The organism is Modicisalibacter xianhensis (genome assembly GCF_900113605.1).
Taxonomy (GTDB): Bacteria; Pseudomonadota; Gammaproteobacteria; order Pseudomonadales; family Halomonadaceae; genus Modicisalibacter; species Modicisalibacter xianhensis.
The window spans coordinates 19,583-33,648 of sequence record NZ_FOPY01000022.1; the positions used below are offsets into that span (position 1 = coordinate 19,583).

Below are 14,066 nucleotides of genomic sequence, written 5' to 3' on the forward strand. Positions count from 1 at the left end.
TACGCCAGGCCGGCCAGTATGGCGCCATACCGGATGGGCGCCGGGGAACGATCATCGGGCCAGTACGCTAGGTGCCAGGCCGTCAGAAGGGGTACTGGCGGGGCTCGTGCTGGACGGTGATCCAGTGATCGGTAGTGAATTCCTCGATGGCCCAATCGCCATTGAAACGACCGATGCCCGAGTTCTTTTCGCCGCCAAAGGGCGCATTCGGCGAATCGTTGGTCGCCATGTCGTTGATATGGGTCATGCCGGCTTCCATGCGCCGGGCAAAGCGTACACCCCGCTCGAGGTCGCGGGTGTAGACGGCACTGGACAGGCCATATTCGGTGTCGTTGGCCAGCGCCAAGGCATGCGCTTCATCCCGGGCGCGAAGGATACCGACCAGGGGGCCGAAGATCTCTTCGCTCGCGATATTCATGTCCTGGGTGACGTTGCCGAAGACATGGGGTGGCACGACCTGCCCTTGAATCTCGCCATCGAGCAGTACTTCGGCGCCCTCTTGCTTGGCGGTCTTGATCTTGTCGCGCAGCGAGTCCAGTTGCTTGGCATTGATGATCGGTCCGATTACGGTGTCCTGCCGGGTTGGATCGCCGATAGGCAGTTGGCGAGCACGCTCGACGAAGCGTTCGACAAAGGCATCATGGCACGCGTCGGCGACGATGATTCGGTTCACCGCCATGCATACCTGACCTTGATGCAGGAACTTGCCTGCGATCGCCCCATCGACGGCCCGGTCGATATCGGCATCGTCGAGGACCACCAACGGTCCGTTGCCCCCCAGCTCCAGCGCGACATGCTTGATGCAGTCGCCGCCAGTGGCCAGCTTGCCGATGTTCTTGCCGACAGGGGTGGAGCCGGTAAACGAGATCAGCTTGGGAATTGGATGCTCGACGAAGGCGTCGCCGATTTCCGAGCCGGGCCCGACGACCACGCTCAATGCGCCTGCAGGCAACCCCGCTTCCTCGTAGATGCGCGCCAGAAGAAGCCCGCCGGTCAGCGGCGTGTCGCTGGCCGGCTTGATGACGACCGTATTGCCCACAGCCAGCGCGGGGGCGACCGAGCGCTGCGATAGCTGCAGGGGAAAGTTCCACGGGCTGATCACCCCGACCACGCCCAGCGGCTCGCGATAGACCCGGCTTTCCTTGCCTGGAATTTCCGATGGCAAGATATGCCCGTGTACGCGGCTGGGCATGCTGGCCGCTTCCAGGGTCACGGCGCGTACCAGATCGATCTCGAGCTGGGCCTTGAGATAGGTGCTGCCGGCTTCGCGAATCAGCCAGTCGGCGATCTCGTCACGTCGCGCATCCAGGATGCCGACGGCACGCAGCATGACCTCGGCACGCGCCGCCGGTCCCATGGCCGCCCACTCCGGCTGGACTTCCCTGGCCTTGCGATAGGCGGCGTCCATGTCGTTCCGGTCGGCCTGACACAACGTCAGCAGAGTGCCTTGGTCATAGGGATTCAGTACATCCCGGGTACGTTCGTTGCTGCCCTCACGCCATTCCCCGGCGAGAGGCAGCAACTGCAAGTCTCGATAACGTTCAGGCATGGTGTCGTCCTTGGGCTGAAGCGTTGGGAACAAGGGTCTCGAGGTCAGGGTAGTCGTATTTGGCACGGGTTACGTGTCGTCGAGTTACCGCGATGACGCACTTGGGTGAACTCGCATTGCGCCGTGTCACCCAACTTGTAGGTAAGGTAACTCCTTGTCATGTTTGGCGTTGTTTGCGCTCGTCAGAGGCTTTTGCAGGTGACGTACTGCCCAGGATTGCTAGCCTGTCGGAGTGGCATCACACATCCATGAGGAGGGAACCGACATGGTTAAAAAATTCGCGCTCATCTTCGGTATCGTTTATGTCCTGGTCGGCATCATGGGGTTTATCCCCGGGCTGGTGACTCCCCCGGAAGCCCCTGAGGCGCTTCCGGCAGATACGGGGCATGGCCAGTTGCTGGGTATCTTTCCGGTCAACCTCTGGCACAACCTGGTGCACTTGGCTATTGGGGTATGGGGCATCATTGCAGCCAAGAGCTTCGGGGCGGCAGTGAGCTATGCACGGGCCAACACGGTCATTTTCGGCGCACTGACCATATTGGGGCTTTTCCCTGTCACCAACGTCCTGTTCGGACTGGCGCCGATTTACGGCAACGATATCTGGCTGCATCTGCTCAACACCCTGGTTGCCGGCTATTTCGGGTTCGGGCCGCCTGCACGGCAGAAGGCGGAGCCCATGCATCACCGTCCGCAGTAACGGCATGTGGCTTGATGTCATGACGTATCGCCATCATATTCCCGAAAAATCACTGTCTGGAGTGACACAATGAGTGAGGCCCTGTTGCTGGCATGTCCGCATTGCCGTGCGATGAATCGGGTCCAGCGGGCGCGTCTCGACGACGCGCCCAGTTGCGGCAAGTGCAAGCAGTCCCTGTTCACGGGAGCACCCATCGACCTGACGTCGGCCAACTACGATGCCATTGTCAGTCGCAGCGAGTTGCCGGTCGTGGTGGACTTCTGGGCGAGCTGGTGCGGGCCATGCAAGATGATGGCGCCGATCTTCGGCCAGGTAGCTGGTGAACTGGAGCCGCGCATGCGCTTCGCCAAGCTGGATACCGAAGCCGAGCAGGCACTGGCGGGACGCTTCGGCATCCGCAGCATCCCGACCCTGATCGTCCTCCAGCGTGGCAAGGAAGTGGCACGCCAGGCGGGGGCGATGCAGGCGTCGCAGCTCAAGCAGTGGCTAACGCCGCACCTGGCCTGACTAGGCGGAGGAGACAGTTCGGAACCGAGCGGGCAGGACGTGTACACTCAAGGGAAACATGGACTGCCTATCGGAGACGACGTTGACTGCGACCTACCGTACCCAGGGACCGATCATCACCTCCCTGCTGGATACCGACTGGTACAAGGTGACCATGATGCAGGGGGTGCATCACAAGTATCCCAATGCCAGTGTGACGTGGGAGTTTCGCAGCCGTAATGCCGAAGATCTCGAGCCCTATATCGACGAGATCCGTGAGCAGATCGACTATCTGGCCTCGGTGCGCCTGGCGCCCGAGGAGTCAGCGTACCTAAGCACCTTCCCCTATATGTCGCCGGATTTCATCCGCTTCCTGGAGCTGTTCCGCTTTCGTCCGGAATACGTCGACGTCTACATGGAAGAGTGCGAGCTGTGCATCGTCATCGACGGGCCATGGTCGCACAGCATTCTGTTCGAGATCGTGATCCTGGCAATCATCAGCGAAGTGCGTAACCGTTCGCTTTATCCTGACGTCACCATCGACCAGGCAGTGAGACAACTGCGTCACAAGATGGAGCTGTTGCGCAGTCAGTATACCGAGGAGCAACTGGCGGGATTCAACCTGGCTGACTTCGGCACGCGGCGGCGCCTCTCCCAGCCCGTGCACGAAGCCATCGTCGAGGTGCTGTTAAAAGAGTTTCCCGGTAACTTCGTCGGTACCAGCAACGTCGATATCGCGCGCCGCCATGACATCTGCCCGATGGGCACCATGGCGCATGAATGGGTCATGGCGCACCAGCAACTGGGCAGTCGCCTGATCGACAGCCAGCGTACGGCGCTGGAAGCCTGGGTTCAGGAGTATCGCGGCTACCTGGGCATCGCCCTGACCGACACGATTACCCTGGATGCCTTCCTGCGCGATTTCGACCTGTACTTCGCCAAGCTCTTCGATGGACTGCGCCACGACAGTGGCGACCCGTTGGTGTTCGCCGAAAAGTGCATTCGCCATTACGAGTCGCTGGGCATCGATCCGATGACCAAGACGCTGATCTTCAGCGACGCCCTGACCTTCGACAAGGCCATGTCCATCAAGACCGCACTGGATGGCCGCATACGTACCAGCTTCGGGATCGGCACCAACCTCACCTGTGACGTACCGGGCGTCAAGCCGATGAACATCGTCCTCAAGATGGTGTCGTGCAATGGCCAGCCGGTGGCCAAGATTTCCGACGAGCCGGGCAAGACCATGTCGCGCGACAGTGGCTACGTCAATTACCTGAAAAGCGTCTTCGGCGTCCAGCACTGAGCGTCAGCAAAATATATAAGGACTAGCGATGGATAACGTGATGATTGTCACCGGCGGCAGCCGGGGCATCGGGGCCGCCACGGCACGGCTAGGGGCGGCGGCAGGCTACCGTGTCTGTCTCAGTTACCGGGGCAATGAGGCGGCGGCACAGGCCGTCGTCGACGAGATCGAGCAGCACGGCGGTACCGCCATCGCGGTAGCGGCTGATGTTGGCAACGAAACCGATATCCTGCAGCTTTTTCGCACTACGGACGAACGCCTGGGCCCGGTCACGGCACTGGTCAACAACGCCGGCATCCTCGAACGCCAGATGCGCGTTCAGGACATGGACGCCGAAAGACTGTCGCGCATCCTCGCGGTCAATGTCACCGGCAGCATTCTCTGCGCCCGCGAGGCCATCCGACGCATGTCGACGGCGCACGGTGGGCAGGGCGGCGCCATCGTCAATCTCTCCTCCGTTGCGGCTCGCCTGGGCGCCCCGAACGAGTATGTCGATTACGCGGCCACCAAGGGAGCCATCGACACCTTCACGCTGGGGTTGGCCAAGGAATTGGCCGATGAGGGTATCCGCGTCAATGCCGTCAGGCCCGGCATCATTTATACCGATATCCATGCCAGTGGCGGCGAGCCGGGACGAGTCGACAGGCTCAAGGAGTCGGTGCCCATGAAGCGTGGCGGACGGGCCGACGAAGTGGCGCAGGCGATTCTCTGGCTGCTGTCCGATGCGGCATCCTACACAACCGGCACGATAATCGACGTTACCGGGGGACGCTGAGAGCAAGGCCCTGCTCACTTGCCCCAGCGACCCATCTCGTAAAGCTTGTCGAACCAGTTGGCGCGCGTCTTGTCGTTCATCGACTCGACCTGACCGATCAGTGTCTCCTCGATGGGCGTGATACCGACGAAACCGAGAATGTTGCGTTCCAGTGCCTTGACGCTATGCGCACGGTAGAAGTGCTGATAGATCAGCGCGGGCATGCCCATCGTCACTATCACGCGCGCCGAGCGGCCCCGTAACCCCTTGCGACCGAACGGGTTGCCTTCCTCATACTCGAAGGCGAAGCCAGGGCGCATGACTTGTTCGAGAAAGCCCTTGAACAGTGCCGGCATATCGCCGAGCCACAAGGGAAAGACCAGTACCAGATGCTCGGCCCAGACAATGGCTTCCTGGGCGGATCGCAATGCGTCGGGCAGTGCCCCTTCCTGCCAGGCTTTCTGGCTGCGTAGTAACGGAAAATCCAGCGTCGCGACGCCGATCACACGCACCTCATGCCCGGTGGTCTTGGCGCCTTGCAGATAACGCTCGGCCAACGCGTGGCACAGATGGGACTCGCTCGCGTCGGGGTGGCCTTGGATGATCACGATACGCCGGCTCATGGAGCGGAGTCCCCACGAAATGAATGTTTACCGAGGGTAACGCATCGGCTGAATGGCTGCCGTGGATTTGGCTGGTGTGCAGGGTATGAAAAGTTTGCTCATGCGCTCCATTCAGTCCGAAAGGAGCGCATGCGAGACGATAAGAACTCAGGTTCCGACGTTCATGCAGTTGTCGTAGAACGTCACGGTGGCAGGCCAGTCCGAGAACAGCCCCATTACACCCACGTCGCGGGCCAGCACGTCCAGCGTCAGCAGCTTGTCACCGTCGCTATCGATCACATCGTCCGTGGTGCGGTGATACCACTGGCCGTCCTCGCTCAGCGGGCCCGAGCGCTCGAAACTCCAGGCGATGATATCGAGTCCTGCCTGTTTGGCGCGTTCAGCATAGACCGACGGTACGATGCGGCTGCCGGATTCGTCCGCGTCAGGGGTGGAAGCCAGCAGCATCCATAGCGGCGGGGCAATGATGTTCACGCCCTCGTCGGCCAACGCCTGCATGCTGGGCTCCCAGGTGTCGGGATTGGCATGGTCGAAGCCTTCCTCATCATAGCGATCATCGAGGTAGACGGCCTGCTTGCCGAATTCGGGCGCATGCTCGATCCAGTAGCGCACATCCTCCAGCTCGAACGATTGCGGATAGACGTCGCTTGGCGCAACGTTGGCCGCCCGGTACTCATCGACCAGCTTCTGCGCATAGTCGGCCTGTGACATGCCGTCGAAGGGCATCGCCACGCTCGGGGCCTTGAGCTCCGGTGTCATCTTCACGCCCATGGCCTTGAACAGCTCGATACTCTCGGCATGGGTCATCAGCGTGCCGCGCTGGGCGTACAGATCGGTTCGCCAGTTGGGCGTACCATTCATGTAGGCTTCGAGGCTGCGCGCCTCGGTATCGGCACCTTCCATCTTGCCCTTGAGTGTCTTGAACTCGGCCAAGGTAATGTCGCTGGTGCAGCACTGCACTGCCGAGGCGTTGGTCAATTCGCCGTTCTGGTCGAATTCGGGCGGCACGCTGCACTTCTGTGCCAGGTTCGTTGCCAGGATGTTCGTGGTGGCATGCAGGTCGCACTGGTAGTGGCGGCAGACGAGTTCCTTGTCGGCGGTAAAGGTCACGTCGCACTCGAGAATGCCAGCGCCCATCTGTGCCCCGGCAATGTAGGCTTTTTTCGTATGCTCGGGAAACTGCAGCGGCGCCCCGCGATGGGCGATGGAAAAGTCCGTGCGCTGCCAGTCGCTGCGCTGGGCGGCACAGTTCAGCAGCCTGGACTTGAGTTCGCGCGAGCGCTGGGTCTGCTCGTCCATGTCCTGAACGAGAAACAAAGGGCGCGGCCCTAGGGTGATGTGCTCGGTGGCAGCGATCACCGAGGCATTGTCGGTCTCGGCCCAGGTCGGGCAGGCCATGGCAAGCAAAGCGATCAGGCCAAGGGGAGTGGAGAGAGGGGGCTTGTTGTGCATGGTTCGACTCGCTGTCTGCTTCCTGAAAACGGTTGCAGAGCAGAGTATGGACCATGTTGTGTTACGGGGCGGCGACATGACGGTGATGGAGGGCACCGCCCCGGGGTCAAGCCCAGCGCGGATCAGCGGTAAAGGCCACCGTGAACCAGCGATGTTGCGGCGGGATGCTCAGGTTGGCGGCGATTTCCTCGCGAATCTCGTCGAGTTCGGCCATGCCACGCTGCGAGGCGAAATCCTTGCGGGTGATGATATGGATTTCGATGAAATGACCGCGCCCGGTCTTGGCGACATGGCTGTGATAGTCGAGCAGGCCGTCGCGTTGCATGACCTGTTGCATGGCATCGTGAACCTCCTGATCGATGTGGCTCGGCGCGATGAGGAACACTTCCTTCATGGCGCGGCGCACGATGCCCAGCGGCACCGGCAGGAAGCAGACTGTCAGTACTGCCAGCAGCAGCGAATCCACATAAGGCGTCCAGTGGGCCAGGGCCGTGCCTTCCAGAAGCGCGGCAATGACGAAGGCGACCAGTAGCGCAGACGTGATCAAGGCTGCCATCAGCCAGCTTTGCGTATCGATGCGCAGGAATTCGGAATCCGCCTCGCGATTGATCCCTTTCTCGAAGACATACATGCCGAAGCAGACACCGGTAACCACGACGGCATAGGCAATGGCCGCGCCAAAGGCGAGGTCGCGCCCGCCTTCGAGCAGCCCTTGGATGGCATTCAGAAAGGCATAGCAGCAAAGTAGCGTCAGTACGGCACCATTGAAGGCTGCCACCATCGGTTCGAAATGCCAGTAGCCGTGCTGGAAACGTTCACTGGCCTCACGCACGGCCAGCCGGGACACCAGCAGGGCGAGTCCCGACATGGCCGCGTCGATGGAGGAAAACATCCCATCGAAGAGAATGGATTGCGAGCCGGCCAGCAGACCCAGGGCGACGCCAAGGCCGGCGACGAACAGCGTCATGGCAATGGAGATTTTCAGTGCGCGCTGTTCGAGGTGGGATTGCATGAGCGAGCCGCCTGGCCAAATCGCTAATATACGCCTTGGCCGTCGTCGGTTGCCAGCAATCGCTCGGCTTGCTCTGGTCAGTGGCTCACTTCCACTTGATATTGCAGCCCATTGAGGGCTTCTGGTTGGCGTCCGGCTGCTTGCCCGCCAGCAACGCATCGGCGGCGGCGCGTAGATCCTTGCCGGTCGGTGTACCCTTGCCGGGGCGGGTGCCATCGAACTGCCCGCGATAGGCCAGCTGGTGTTCGCTGTCGAACAGGAAAAAGTCCGGTGTACACGCCGCCTCGAAGGCGCGCGCCACTTCCTGACTTTCGTCCACCAGGTAGGGGAAGCTGTAGCCGTGGGCTATCGCTTCCTTGCGCATGCGCTCCGGGCTGTCGTCCGGCTGGGCGTGGAAATCGTTGCTGTTGATGGCGATGACCATCATGCCCTTTTCGATGTACTCATTGGCAAAGTCCGCGAAGCTGTCGGCAATATGCTGCACGAACGGGCAGTGATTGCAGATGAACGCGACCAATAGTGGATGGCCACCGTACTGCTCGCTGGAAATCTCGTTTCCCTCGGGGTCGGGCAGCCGAAACTCCGGCATCGGCGAGCCCAGGTCGATCATGTTGGAAGGCGTCAGTGACATGGCGGTCTCCTTTCCTTGAGTCTCGAAAAACTCGCGCAAACGCAAGATATGGAGTCAGTCTAGTTGCAATGACATCGCTCGTTTCAAGGTACGTCATCGCGACACGAATCTTGCCGGCTTCGGGCAAATGAGTTTTTCGCTCACCCCCAAGACGCCGGGCGGCAAAATCAGGATAATGGCTGGCCACACGTCCACGACTCCCCAGAAAGCCATCAACCCGGCTCCCGCTTATGGAAATCAAGGTCAACTATCTCGAGAACCTGCGCCAGGAAGCCAGGTTCGACGACTTTACCGTCATCACCGATCAGCCGATCCGCTACAAGGGCGATGGCTCCGCGCCGGGGCCGTTCGACTACTTCCTGGCCTCGTCGGCGCTCTGTGCAGCCTACTTCGTGCGGGTGTACTGCAATGCGCGGGATATTCCTACCGAGAATATCCGCCTGTCGCAGAACAACATCGTCGACCCGGAAAACCGCTACAACCAGATCTTCCGTATCCAGGTCGAGTTGCCGAATGACCTTTCCGACAAGGACCGCCAGGGCATCCTGCGCTCCATCGAGCGCTGCTCGGTCAAGCGGGTGATTCAGAACAACCCCGAGTTCCAGATCGAGGTGGTCGATAACATCGACGAAGACGCCCAGGCATTGCTGATGGGTGGCACTGTCGAAGGCGAGAACACCTGGATCGAAGGTAAGGACCTGCCGCTGGAGCAGACCATTGCCAACATGACCGGCATCCTCGAGGATCTCGGCATGAAGATCGAGATCGCCTCGTGGCGCAATATCGTGCCGCACGTCTGGTCGCTGCACATTCGCGACGCCGCCTCGCCGATGTGCTTCACCAACGGCAAGGGCGCCACCAAGGAAGCTGCGCTGTGCTCGGCGCTGGGCGAGTTCATCGAGCGTCTCTCCTGCAACTTCTTCTATAACGATCAGTACTTCGGCGAGGAGATCGCGGGCAGTGCGTTCGTTCATTACCCGGACGAGGAATGGTTCCAGCCAGGGCCGAACGACGCGTTGCCGGACGGCATCCTGGACGATCACTGCCGGGCCATCTACGACCCCGACGGCGAGCTGCGCGGCTCGCACCTGATCGACACCAACTCCGGCCGGGCGGATCGCGGTATCGTCTCGCTGCCCTTTGTGCGCCAATCTGACGGCGAGACGGTCTATTTCCCGTCCAATCTGATCGAGAACCTCTACCTCAGTAACGGCATGAGCGCCGGCAACACGGTGGCCGAGGCGCAGGTGCAGTGCCTGTCGGAGATCTTCGAGCGCGCAGTGAAGAAGCAGATCATCGAGGAAGAAATCGTGCTGCCCGACGTGCCCGACGAGGTACTGGCGAAATACCCCGGCATTGTCGAGGGCATCGAGGCGCTGGAGGCCCAGGGCTTCCCGGTGCTGGTCAAGGACGCCTCGCTCGGCGGTCAGTTCCCGGTGGCCTGCGTCACGCTGATGAATCCGCGTACCGGCGGCGTGTTTGCTTCCTTCGGCGCACATCCCAGCCTGCAGGTAGCGCTGGAGCGAAGCCTGACCGAGCTATTGCAGGGGCGCAGCTTCGAAGGACTGGATGATCTGCCGCCGCCCACCTTCAACTCCCAGGCGGTGGCTGAGCCGAACAACTTCGTCGAGCACTTCATCGATTCGTCGGGGGTGATTTCCTGGCGCTTCTTCAGTTCGCGCTCCGACGTCGAGTTCTGCGAGTGGGATTTCTCGGGTACCAATGACGAAGAAGCGGAGCGCCTGTTCGGGATTCTCTCGGAAATGGGCCTGGAAGCCTACATGGCCGTTCACGAGGACCTGGGCGCGCCGGTGTGCCGCATCCTGGTGCCGGGCTATTCCGAGGTGTATCCCGTGGAAGACCTGGTCTGGGACAACACCAACATGGCACTGGCCTTCCGCGAGGACATCCTCAACCTGCATTCGCTGGACGACGCGCAACTGGCCGAGCTGCTCGAACGCCTGGAAGAGAGCGAACTCGACGAGCAGATGAAAATCGTCACGCTGATCGGCATCGAGTTCGACGACAACTCCGTCTGGTCCGAGCTGACCATTCAGGAATTGAAGCTGCTGATCCATCTGGCGCTACAGCAGCATGAAGAAGCACTGGATCACGTCGCGATGTTCCTGCAGTTTAACGACAACACCGTCGCGCGTGGTCTGTTCTACCAGGCGATGCAGGCGGTGCTGGAAATCACCCTGGACGACGAGCTGGCGCTCGAGGATTACCTGTATAACCTGCGGCGCATGTTCGGTGACGAGACCATGGACGCCGTGGTCGGCTCGGTCACCAGCGAGGTACGCTTCCATGGCCTGACGCCCACCAGCTTGAAGCTGGAAGGCATCGACCGACACCAGCGCCTGATCGAAAGCTACAAGAAGCTGCACGCGGCGCGCGCTGCCAAGGCGGGAGCGGCCGTAACCTCAGCCTGATCGTCATGTATCGGGTAGCAACGCCCCCGAGTCGGTTTTCCGGCTCGGGGGCGTTTTGCCTTGGTACTTGCTCATTCCTGCCCGTTGTCGAGCAGCGTGACGGCCAGGCGTACAAAGTCCACGGAAGAAACAATGCCGACCAGGCGACCTTCGCCGTCGAGCACCGGCATGGCGCCCTGACGATGGGCCAACAGTTGCCGACCGGCGTCGGCGAGAGGCGTGTCGGCCGATAGGGTGAGCACGTCCCGGGAAATGGCCTCGGCAAGCGGGATCCGCCCGAGATGCTTGCTCAAGCGCTTCGAGCCGTAGGTATCGGTGATGCGCAACGCTTCGCGCAGCACGACCTTCTGATTGAGCAATCCCGCCAGATGGCCCTGTTCGTCGAGCACCGGCAGATGCCGTATCTTGTGTTCCCGCATGGTCTCGTTACCGTCATTGAGCGTCTGCTCGAGACGAAGCGTGACGATGTCGCGGATCATGATGTCGGCGACTACGGTAGGAGTCTCTTGGGTCATCGGGTCAATTCTCCATCGAATCGGGTATGGCGTGGCTCTGCGCTTTATCGGCAAGAATCGGCCGGACAATAGTCGAATGGCTGGAAAATTCGGGGAAACCGAACTTTGCTGACTTTCATTTGACCGGGATCAAGACAACCAAGGAGCAAGGAAGCACGATGCGCAGCCTCATCTACGACACGCTTATCCTCAGGCTCACTTCGCAATGGTACGCACACGTGCTGAATCGCATGCCCGAGGGGGCCACCATGCTGGATGTGGGGATCGGCACGGCAGGGGCATTACTGGCCAATACCGATTTGGTGACGCAAAAGCGCCTTCAGGTGACGGGTATCGACATCGATGCCGACTACATAAAGCGTGCCCACGAAAGGCTGGCGGCATCGCCATTGGCTGACCATGCCAAGGTCTCTCTCGAATCGGTCTATCAGCATCGGGGCGGGCCGTACGATGCCATCTACTTTTCGGCGAGCTTCATGCTCCTGCCCGAGCCTGAACAGGCGCTGCGGCATTGCTGCGGACTTTTGCGCCCGGACGGGCGCATATTCTTCACGCAAACCATCCAGACGCGGCCATCCCGTTGGATGGAAAAGCTCAAGCCCGTACTAAAACGGGTGACGAGCATCGATTTTGGCCGTGTCACCTACGAAGAGGATTTCAAGGCCCAGCTTCGCGCCGCTGGACTGGAAATAGAGGAGTCCACCTTCCTGGCTCACCACGGCAGTCGAGCGTCGTGTCTTGCCGTGGCTAGGCCGGCTAGCGCAACCTAAGCTCTTCCTAAGGCAACATCATCATGTCTCAGTAGTGATAATGAAGCTGAGCGATAAGCAGTGCATCATCCGTGACCTTGTAGACCATTCGGTCTTCTTCGTTGATTCGCCGGGACCAGTAACCCGCCAGGCTATGCTTGAGAGGTTCAGGCTTACCGACGCCTTCGAATGGCTCACGCTGGGTTTCCTTGATTAACTTATTGATCCGGGTAAGCGTCTTTATGTCGGTCTTTTGCCAGTACAGATAGTCTTCCCATGCATTCTTGGAGAAGAGCAGCTTCATTCAAGGAGTTCCTTCTCCTGGCCATTGCCTTGCTCCAGTTCGGCGACAGACTCCAATAGCCGACGGGCATTCTTCGGTGCACGAAGCAGGTACGCAGCCTCTTGCAATGCTTCGTAGTCCTCAAGAGAGATCATGACCACCGACTGCGCTTTGCTGCGGGTAATAATGATGGGTGAATGGTCTTCACAGACCTGTTCCATGGTTTTGGCTAGATGAGTTCGCGCTGCGGTGTAGCTGATGGCGTCCATAAAGTGCTCCTGAGCGGGATGTCATTTATGTACAGAATACTGTACATAAACTGGCTAGACAATCGCTTGTAGAATGGCGCTTCTCCGCTGCTTTACTGTGGGAGCCGAGGGCCGTGTCTTGCCGTGGCTGGGCTGGCTAATGCCTAGCCACGTTATCGACGATGCCTGCTCCACTTGATCAAAGAGCGCGGCAAACCTCGTACTTTTAGTGCGAGGAGGATAGCGCGTACCGCGACAGCGGTTCTTGTTTGATGCGTTGGATATAGCACGTTATGCTATGAAGCATGATTACTGTACAGCGTGCCTACAAATACCGTTTCTACCCGACACCCGAGCAAGCCGAACAGCTTGCCCGGACGTTCGGGTGTGCGAGGTACGTTTACAACCATTTCCTGAAAGTGCGCACAGATGCCTGGTACGAGACGCAGAAACGCGTCGGATACAACGACACCGCGAAGCAGCTTACCGCACTGAAAAAGCAGCCGGAAACGCTGTGGCTTCAGGAGGTGTCGAATGTCTGCCTTCAGCAATCGCTACGGAACCTGGATACCGCATTCAAGAACTTCTTTCAGGGTCGAGCCAAGTATCCGACCTTCAAGAAAAAGCATGCCCGTCAATCGGTTCGCTACACGACCAGCGGTTTTTCGTACCGCGACGGGCAGATCAAGCTGGCCAAGCACAAGGAACCGCTGACGATCCGCTGGAGCCGGCGTTTCACCGGCACCCCCTCCAGTGTCACGGTGAGCAAGGACAGCGCGGAACGCTACCACGTCTCCCTTCTTGTCGAGGAAGACGTGGCGGCATTGCCGTTCAGCAAGCAAGAGACGGGTATCGACCTGGGGCTGACTCATGCGGTCATCACCAGCGGCGGGAAGAAGGTCAACAGCCACCACTACTTCAAGCAGTCCGAGAAGACGCTGGCCCGCGCTCAGCGCCACCTTTCGCGCAAGCAGAAGGGCAGCGCCAATCGCGCCAAGGCCAAACTGAAAGTGGCGCGCATTCACGCCAGGATCGCCGACCAGCGTCTGGATTTTGCTCACAAGCTGACCACGCAGCTCATTCACGAAAACCAAGTCGTCGCTGCGGAAAGTCTGCAAGTGAAGAACCTGCTCAAGAACCGCTCACTGGCGAAAGCCATCAGCAACGTGGGTTGGCATCAGATCACGACGATGCTGGCGTACAAGGCGCAGTGGTACGGGCGTTCTTTTGTCCAGATCGACAAGTTCTACCCTTCGAGCAAGCGTTGCCACGCCTGTGGTCACCTTGCCGACGCCATGCCGCTATCAGTCCGTCAATGGGACTGCCCCG

15 protein-coding genes are annotated in these 14,066 nt (G+C 60.1%); 7 read left to right on the forward strand and 8 right to left on the reverse strand.

What is annotated here, in order from left to right:
• Positions 1–82 precede the first annotated feature (82 nt).
• Positions 83–1,549: an aldehyde dehydrogenase family protein gene (locus BM194_RS18815; RefSeq protein ID WP_092850090.1), complete on the reverse strand. Its 1,467-nt coding sequence runs from the start codon at positions 1,547–1,549 to the stop codon at positions 83–85.
• 265 nt (positions 1,550–1,814) lie between these two features.
• Here BM194_RS18815 and BM194_RS18820 point away from each other — a divergent pair, with 265 nt between their 5' ends.
• The 4 genes from BM194_RS18820 (at position 1,815) to BM194_RS18835 (ending at position 4,813) form a co-directional block, all read left to right on the forward strand.
• On the forward strand, positions 1,815–2,246 hold the full coding sequence (locus BM194_RS18820) for a DUF4383 domain-containing protein (protein WP_092850093.1): 432 nt from the start codon (positions 1,815–1,817) through the stop codon (positions 2,244–2,246).
• A gap of 69 nt (positions 2,247–2,315) precedes the next feature.
• Complete coding sequence (gene trxC, locus BM194_RS18825) at positions 2,316–2,753, forward strand: thioredoxin TrxC (protein ID WP_092850097.1); 438 nt, start codon at positions 2,316–2,318, stop codon at positions 2,751–2,753.
• Between the two features lie 82 nt (positions 2,754–2,835).
• Positions 2,836–4,038, forward strand: a complete 1,203-nt coding sequence (gene pncB, locus BM194_RS18830; RefSeq protein WP_092850125.1) for a nicotinate phosphoribosyltransferase — start codon at positions 2,836–2,838, stop codon at positions 4,036–4,038.
• Between the two features lie 28 nt (positions 4,039–4,066).
• On the forward strand, positions 4,067–4,813 hold the full coding sequence (locus BM194_RS18835; protein WP_092850100.1) for an SDR family oxidoreductase: 747 nt from the start codon (positions 4,067–4,069) through the stop codon (positions 4,811–4,813).
• A gap of 14 nt (positions 4,814–4,827) precedes the next feature.
• Here BM194_RS18835 and BM194_RS18840 read toward each other — a convergent pair whose 3' ends face one another.
• From BM194_RS18840 to BM194_RS18855, 4 genes are all read right to left on the reverse strand, one after another.
• Positions 4,828–5,415 carry an NAD(P)H-dependent oxidoreductase gene (locus BM194_RS18840; protein WP_092850102.1) on the reverse strand — a complete coding sequence of 196 codons (588 nt, stop codon included), beginning with the start codon at positions 5,413–5,415 and terminating at the stop codon, positions 4,828–4,830.
• A 147-nt stretch (positions 5,416–5,562) separates the two neighbouring features.
• Positions 5,563–6,867, reverse strand: a complete 1,305-nt coding sequence (locus BM194_RS18845; RefSeq protein WP_092850104.1) for a glycerophosphodiester phosphodiesterase family protein — start codon at positions 6,865–6,867, stop codon at positions 5,563–5,565.
• A 106-nt stretch (positions 6,868–6,973) separates the two neighbouring features.
• Entirely contained in the window at positions 6,974–7,879 is a 906-nt protein-coding gene (locus BM194_RS18850; RefSeq protein WP_092850107.1) for a cation diffusion facilitator family transporter, read from the reverse strand.
• 85 nt (positions 7,880–7,964) lie between these two features.
• Positions 7,965–8,510 carry a thioredoxin family protein gene (locus BM194_RS18855; RefSeq protein WP_092850109.1) on the reverse strand — a complete coding sequence of 182 codons (546 nt, stop codon included), beginning with the start codon at positions 8,508–8,510 and terminating at the stop codon, positions 7,965–7,967.
• A 230-nt stretch (positions 8,511–8,740) separates the two neighbouring features.
• On the opposite strand from BM194_RS18855, the gene BM194_RS18860 reads away from it, so the two are divergent.
• The gene (locus BM194_RS18860; RefSeq protein WP_092850111.1) at positions 8,741–10,942 is read left to right on the forward strand and encodes an OsmC domain/YcaO domain-containing protein; all 2,202 of its coding nucleotides are present in this window, start codon (positions 8,741–8,743) and stop codon (positions 10,940–10,942) included.
• Positions 10,943–11,013: 71 nt separating this feature from the next.
• On the opposite strand, the gene BM194_RS18865 is transcribed toward BM194_RS18860, so the two are convergent.
• Positions 11,014–11,457 carry a CBS domain-containing protein gene (locus BM194_RS18865; RefSeq protein WP_092850115.1) on the reverse strand — a complete coding sequence of 148 codons (444 nt, stop codon included), beginning with the start codon at positions 11,455–11,457 and terminating at the stop codon, positions 11,014–11,016.
• Positions 11,458–11,483: 26 nt separating this feature from the next.
• Between BM194_RS18865 and BM194_RS18870 the strand changes: the two genes are divergently transcribed.
• On the forward strand, positions 11,484–12,227 hold the full coding sequence (locus BM194_RS18870) for a class I SAM-dependent methyltransferase (protein WP_244891011.1): 744 nt from the start codon (positions 11,484–11,486) through the stop codon (positions 12,225–12,227).
• Between the two features lie 28 nt (positions 12,228–12,255).
• On the opposite strand, the gene BM194_RS18875 is transcribed toward BM194_RS18870, so the two are convergent.
• Both BM194_RS18875 and BM194_RS18880 read right to left on the reverse strand, forming a co-directional pair.
• Complete coding sequence (locus BM194_RS18875) at positions 12,256–12,510, reverse strand: Txe/YoeB family addiction module toxin (RefSeq protein ID WP_092850117.1); 255 nt, start codon at positions 12,508–12,510, stop codon at positions 12,256–12,258.
• Positions 12,507–12,758 (reverse strand): type II toxin-antitoxin system Phd/YefM family antitoxin, encoded by a 252-nt coding sequence (locus tag BM194_RS18880; RefSeq protein ID WP_092850120.1) that lies wholly within the window; start codon positions 12,756–12,758, stop codon positions 12,507–12,509. Before BM194_RS18880 ends, BM194_RS18875 begins: the two co-directional genes overlap by 4 nt.
• Positions 12,759–13,042: 284 nt before the next feature.
• Between BM194_RS18880 and BM194_RS18885 the strand changes: the two genes are divergently transcribed.
• On the forward strand, positions 13,043–14,066 hold a 1,024-nt coding region (locus BM194_RS18885; RefSeq protein WP_092850123.1), incomplete at its 3' end, for an RNA-guided endonuclease TnpB family protein.